The organism is Microbacterium sp., assembly GCF_051953575.1.
Classification (GTDB): Bacteria; Actinomycetota; Actinomycetes; order Actinomycetales; family Microbacteriaceae; genus Microbacterium.
The window spans coordinates 1-5,518 of record NZ_JBQCIP010000059.1; the positions used below are offsets into that span (position 1 = coordinate 1).

The 5,518-nt window shown below is 68.4% G+C and carries 7 protein-coding genes and 1 pseudogene; 3 read left to right on the forward strand and 5 right to left on the reverse strand.

All coding sequences use genetic code 11. The features are described 5' to 3' along the window. The first annotated feature begins 52 nt into the window (after positions 1-52). On the forward strand, positions 53-1,741 hold the full coding sequence (gene pknB, locus ACTHNQ_RS04305; protein WP_440331401.1) for a Stk1 family PASTA domain-containing Ser/Thr kinase: 1,689 nt from the start codon (positions 53-55) through the stop codon (positions 1,739-1,741). Positions 1,742-1,761: 20 nt separating this feature from the next. Here the strand turns inward: pknB and ACTHNQ_RS04310 are convergent, their stop codons facing one another. Genes ACTHNQ_RS04310 through ACTHNQ_RS04320 form a run of 3 tightly spaced genes read right to left on the reverse strand, consistent with a single transcriptional unit; the run spans position 1,762 to position 3,313 of the window. Then, complete coding sequence (locus ACTHNQ_RS04310; protein WP_440331403.1) at positions 1,762-2,406, reverse strand: anthranilate synthase component II; 645 nt, start codon at positions 2,404-2,406, stop codon at positions 1,762-1,764. After that, positions 2,403-2,588: a hypothetical protein gene (locus ACTHNQ_RS04315; protein WP_440331405.1), complete on the reverse strand. Its 186-nt coding sequence runs from the start codon at positions 2,586-2,588 to the stop codon at positions 2,403-2,405. Before ACTHNQ_RS04315 ends, ACTHNQ_RS04310 begins: the two co-directional genes overlap by 4 nt. Continuing rightward, positions 2,588-3,313, reverse strand: coding sequence for a class E sortase (locus tag ACTHNQ_RS04320; protein ID WP_440331407.1), 726 nt, complete (start codon positions 3,311-3,313; stop codon positions 2,588-2,590). The genes ACTHNQ_RS04315 and ACTHNQ_RS04320 overlap by 1 nt, the downstream gene beginning before the upstream one ends. Before the next feature lie 121 nt (positions 3,314-3,434). Here ACTHNQ_RS04320 and ACTHNQ_RS04325 point away from each other — a divergent pair, with 121 nt between their 5' ends. After that, positions 3,435-3,674: a cell division protein CrgA gene (locus ACTHNQ_RS04325; RefSeq protein WP_018173728.1), complete on the forward strand. Its 240-nt coding sequence runs from the start codon at positions 3,435-3,437 to the stop codon at positions 3,672-3,674. Between the two features lie 167 nt (positions 3,675-3,841). On the opposite strand, the gene ACTHNQ_RS04330 is transcribed toward ACTHNQ_RS04325, so the two are convergent. Both ACTHNQ_RS04330 and ACTHNQ_RS04335 read right to left on the reverse strand, forming a co-directional pair. After that, a complete protein-coding gene (locus ACTHNQ_RS04330) occupies positions 3,842-4,735 on the reverse strand; it encodes a rhomboid family intramembrane serine protease (protein ID WP_440331409.1) in 894 nt (297 codons plus the stop codon). 11 nt (positions 4,736-4,746) lie between these two features. Beyond that, positions 4,747-5,319: a peptidylprolyl isomerase gene (locus ACTHNQ_RS04335; RefSeq protein WP_440331411.1), complete on the reverse strand. Its 573-nt coding sequence runs from the start codon at positions 5,317-5,319 to the stop codon at positions 4,747-4,749. A 95-nt stretch (positions 5,320-5,414) separates the two neighbouring features. On the opposite strand from ACTHNQ_RS04335, the pseudogene ACTHNQ_RS04340 reads away from it, so the two are divergent. After that, positions 5,415-5,518, forward strand: a pseudogene (locus ACTHNQ_RS04340) (DNA helicase); the annotation flags it as partial.

The following is a 5,518-nucleotide window of genomic DNA, read 5'->3' on the forward strand; positions in this document are numbered from 1 at the left end:
GTGACCCGTCCGGCCTCGGCTAGTCTGGCTGTTGTTCCAGGCAGGAGTGACCGTGACAGCAGAGCCGCATGTGCTTTCGGGGCGTTACCGCATCGACGAGCCCATCGGCCGCGGCGGCATGGCGAGCGTCTACAAGGGCTATGACCTGACGCTCGGCCGCGACGTCGCCATCAAGATCCTCGATCGCGAGCTGGCCGACGACAACGCGTTCCGCACGCGCTTCCGCCTCGAGGCGCAGGCGGCTTCCCGCATGGCGCATCCGACGATCGTCCGCGTCTACGACGCGGGGGAGGACTCGCTGACGACGCCCGACGGCCGCGTCCGCCCGGTGCCGTTCATCGTCATGGAGCTCGTCAAGGGGCGCCTGCTCAAGGACATCATCGCCGAGGGCCCGGTGAGCGTGGCCGATGCGGTGCGCTACGTCGACGGCATCCTCGAGGCTCTCGAATACTCGCATCGCGCCGGCGTCGTCCACCGCGACATCAAGCCGGGCAACGTCATGGTGACGGATGCCGGCCAGGTCAAGGTGATGGACTTCGGCATCGCCCGCGCGGTGTCCGACAGTTCGTCGACGGTTGCCGAGACGACCCAGATCCTCGGCACCGCCGCATACTTCTCGCCCGAGCAGGCCAAGGGCGAGCCGGTCGATGCGCGCGCCGACGTCTACTCGACCGGTGTCGTGCTGTACGAGCTGCTGACGGGTCGCCAGCCGTTCCGCGGCGACTCTCCGGTCGCGGTGGCGTACCAGCACGTCAGCGAGGCGCCGGTCCCGCCGTCCGAGGTCAACGAGACGGTGCCGCGCGCGCTCGACGCCGTGGCCCTGCGCGCTCTCGCGAAGGATCCCTTCCAGCGCTACCAGGACGCCGCGAGCTTCCGCGAGGCGCTGGATGCGGCGGTCGACGGGCGCCAGCCGACGAAGCGGCAGGTCGGTGCGCTCACGAGCGAGCTGTACGGACCGAACCCGCGCCAGGCGGCCGAGACCGCCCGGTCGCTGCGCCAGCTGAGCACCGACACGACGATGAAGCGCACGCAGTCGGGTCCGCCGGTGGCGTGGATCTGGGCGGGCGTGGCGCTTCTCGCGGTGCTGCTGATCTCGCTGCTGTTCTGGGTGCTGTCGATCCAGCCGGGCGACGCGCCGAGCGTGCGCAGCGTGCCCGATGTGGTCGGCGTCACGTACGAGAGCGCGAACGAGGCCCTCGCCGAAGAGGACCTTCGGGCCATCCGCGTCGACGAAGAGAGCTCGAAGGTCGCGGAGGGCACGGTCATCCGCACCGATCCCGAGGCCGGCACGTCGGTCGAGCGCGACCAGCAGGTGAAGGTCTACGTCTCGACCGGTCAGCAGATGTCGACGGTGCCCACGCTCAAGGGGCTGTCGCAGGATGCCGCCACCCAGGCGATCGCCGATGCCGGGCTCGTCCTCGGCACGATCACGCCGCAGAACGACAAGGATCTGCCGGCTGGCACGGTGATCGAGGCGAATCCCGCCGACGGAACGAGTCTCGCGACCGGGTCCACCGTCAACCTCAAGGTCGCTTCGGGCAGTGTGACGATCAAGGACATGCGCGGCTACCCGGTCGACGCCGCGACGACGGAGCTGCAGAACCTCGGCCTCACCGTGACGACCCAGGAGGACCCGAACTGCAAGGCGACCGAGACCCCGTCGGTGGCGACGCAGTCGCTTCCGCCGGGCGACGTCCCCGTGCACTCCGAGATCTCGCTCACGGTCTGCACGGGTTCCTGACCCGTCGAGAGCCCGAGGGGTCAGCGGCGCGGACCGAGGCGCGCGCCCCGGGCTGCGGCATCCGCGAATCCCACCGAGGCGAGCCAGTTGCCGAGCAGCCGGTGGCCGCCCTCGGTGAGCACGCTCTCGGGGTGGAACTGCACCCCGACGATCGGCAGGCGACGATGAGCGACGCCCATGATGACGCCGCTGTCGGTGCGACTCGTGACGACGAGGTCGGCGGGCAGCGTCTCGGGCACGATCGCCAGCGAGTGGTAGCGCGTCGCCGTGAACGGATCCGGCAGGCCCTCGTACAGCGGCGAGCCGTCGTGGTGCACGGCGGAGGTCATCCCGTGCATGAGCTCGGGGGCGTGATCGACGATTGCGCCGAAGGCCTCACCGATCGCCTGGTGCCCGAGGCACACGCCGAGCAGCGGGATGCCGGCGGCCGCGGCCGCATGGACGACGGCGATCGACGCGCCCGCGTCGCCGGGGGCGCCCGGTCCGGGTGACACGAGCACGGCGCGCCTGCCGGCGATCGCCGCGGCGGGGTCGTCGATGGCGTCGGCCTCGACGAGATCGGTGTCGGCGCCGAGTTCGTGGACGTACCCGACGAGGGTGTGCACGAAGCTGTCGTGGTTGTCGATGACGAGGAGGGGCGCTGCGCCGCCTGCGGCCGGCGTCATGCGGTGAGCGAGGTGACGAGGAGCGGCAGCCCGACGGTGACCTCCTGCGGCACGATGAACTGGCTCGCCCAGGGGAACACGTAGAACAGCAGGCCGTACAGCACCGCCGCAACGAGCACCAGCAGGATGATCAGCTTCACCCACCACGGGCCGGGCAGGCCGCGCCACAGAGCCGCGTACATCAGGCCACCGCCTTGAGGGATGCCGGTTCCCCGGCCGTGCGGGGGGTGAACGACTCGAACACGCTGTAGGCGACGATCCGCTCGGTCATCGAGTACATGGGGCTGCAGCTGGTCATGGTCATGTAGGCGGTGCCCGCAGGGGCATCCTTCACCTGTGGCACGGGCAGCAGCACCTCGACGGCGCTCGGCTTCACGTACTCGAGGGTGCGGAACCGGTACGTGTACCAGCCGCCCTCGGTCTCGATGACGATCGCGTCGCCGACGTGCAGGTCTGCGATGCGGTTGAACGGCTTGCCCCACGTCGTCCGGTGTGCGGCGAGGGCGAAGTTGCCGGGTTGCCCGGGCATCATCGTGCCGGGGTAGTGGCCGATGCCGATGGGATCCAGGGTGCGGGGCCGGGTGACGCCGCCTGCCATCTCGACGGCGTAGTCGGGGCCGAAGCGGGGGATGTGCATGACCCCGAAGACCTGGCCGTCACCCGGTTCGGGGATGACCGGCGGCGGAGCGGTGACGGTGGCCGGATCGGTCGATTCGGGCGTCGGCGCCGTGGATCCGCCGGGATTCTGATGTTCCCACTGCTGCTGCCACTGCTGCGACTGCTCGGCCCCCGTCGCATTGCGCTCGGCGCCGTAGATCATGTCGCCCACCCACAGCTGCCAGACGACGAAGAGCAGCACGATGACGCCGGCGGTGATAAGAAGCTCGCCGATGACGCCCGCGACCAATACGCGCCTTCGGGGGCGCGCGTGGGCCCGGGCGGTGCCTCGGGACCTGGCGACCGCTTCATCCACAGGGGGATTCTCGCACAGCGTGGTTGTGGTGCGGCTGGCGGTTAGACTCTTCACCATGGCACGACCCGGCAAAGACGACGACTCGCTCGTCGAGCGCGCAGAAGGCGATTCCGCACCCAATCCGGTGTGGTTCAAGCCGATCATGATCGGCCTCATGCTCGTCGGACTGATCTGGATCCTCGTCTTCTACCTCAGCGGTATGGCGTTCCCGATTCCCGACATCGGTGCATGGAACCTGGTGATCGGCTTCGGCATCGCCTTCATCGGCTTCCTGATGACGACGCGCTGGCGATAAACCCTACGAACAGAGCCCCGGTCATTGCTGACCGGGGCTTTTTCGTGCTTCGAAGCGAGGATTCGCGGCATCCTGGAGTTGTTAACAGATCTGTTAACAGCTGTGAATTACACGGGTGTGATTCTCCCCAGGGTGTGGATGAACCTGTGGATAACTCCTGTGGAGAATCAGGTGGTGAGCACCAGGCCGGGGAAGAGGACAGGCACGAACAGCAGCGCGACGAGCACGGCGCCGACCGCGGCGAGCAGGCCGATCTGCAGTCCGCGCTGCCGAACAGCCCGGGTGCGCGTGAAGATGAAGGCCACCACGAGGCCGGTGACCAGACCGCCGACGTGCGCCTGCCAGGCCACGTTCATGCCGGGCAGGAACCCGATCACCAGGTTGATGCCGATGACCAGGGCGATGCTCGCGATGTTGGCGCCGAGGTGCCGGCCGATCACGAGCAGGGCGCCGAAGAGGCCGAAGATGGCTCCCGAGGCTCCGACCACCGGCGTCGTGAACGCGAGGAGAGTCACGGCGACAGAGCCGCCGAGCGCGCTCAGCACGTACAGCGTGAGGAACCTCGCTCGTCCGAGCAGCGGCTCGAGGGATCGCCCGATCATGTAGAGCGCGAGCATATTCAGGGCGACGTGCCAGAAGCTCGCATGCACGAGGGCGCCGGTCAACAGCCGCCAGGGCTCGAACATGCCGGTCAGCCCTGGGTACAGCGTCGGCGCGTAGAACAGCAGGGTGTTCTCGATCGTGCCGCCGAACCCGGGGATGAGCTGCAGCAGGTAGACGAACGCGGTGACGCCGATGATCGCGTACGTCACGATCGGGGTGCCCGCGGAGACGGATGCCGCCCGCGGGCGTGACCACCGACGCTCCGCCTTGTGCTGCGCAGGGGACTGGGCCTTCTGCTGATCGCGCAGGCACTCCGGGCAGATCACGCCGACCGCAGCCGGCGTCTGGCATTCGGGGCAGATCGTGCGCAGGCACCGCTGGCAGAGCACGAAGCTCTGCCGGTCAGGGTGCCGGTAGCAGAAGTTGTCGCTGTTGCGGCGGAAGTCGTCGGTGGTCACGCGGGCCGCGCTCAGACCGCGGCGATGTCGATCGACTCGATGACGACGGGCTCGATCGGACGATCGCCCGCTGCCGTCGGGACCTCGGCGATCGTGTCGACGACGGCCTTCGACGCGTCGTCCACGACCTCGCCGAAGATCGTGTGCTTGCCCTGCAGCCACTCGGGACCGCGGCCGCCCTGGCCGGGGACGGTGATGAAGAACTGCGAGCCGTTGGTGCCCTCGACCTGGCCGGTGATGGCGTTGCGTCGCAGACCGGCGTTGGCCATCGCGAGCTTGTACGGCTCGGTGAACGTGAGCTCGCCGCTGATCTCGTCGTTGAAGTTGTAACCGGGGCCGCCGACGCCCTGACCGAGCGGGTCGCCGCCCTGGATCATGAAGCCCGAGATGATGCGGTGGAAGATGACGTCCTTGTACAGCGGGCCGTCGCCCGGCTGACCGGTCGCGGGGTGGGTCCACGCCTGCGAGCCGTCGGAGAGGCCGATGAAGTTCTGCACCGTGCGCGGCGCCTGGTCGCCGAACAGGTTGACGACGATGTCGCCGTAGTTGGTGTGGATCGTTGCGACTGCGGTGTGAAGCGGCATTTTTCCATTGTCTCAGAGTTCCCTGCAACCCCTCCCGTCTGAGCAGTGGTCTGGCAAGATGGGGAGACCGACATCCCCAACCACGGGAGGGCACCGTGAACCTCAGCCGCAAGCGCAAGAAGGAACTCGAGAAGCTGCAGAAGCAGGCCGGAAACCTGTGGGAGGCGCAGCAGGTGCTGGTCGGCGAGGCCGCCACCGT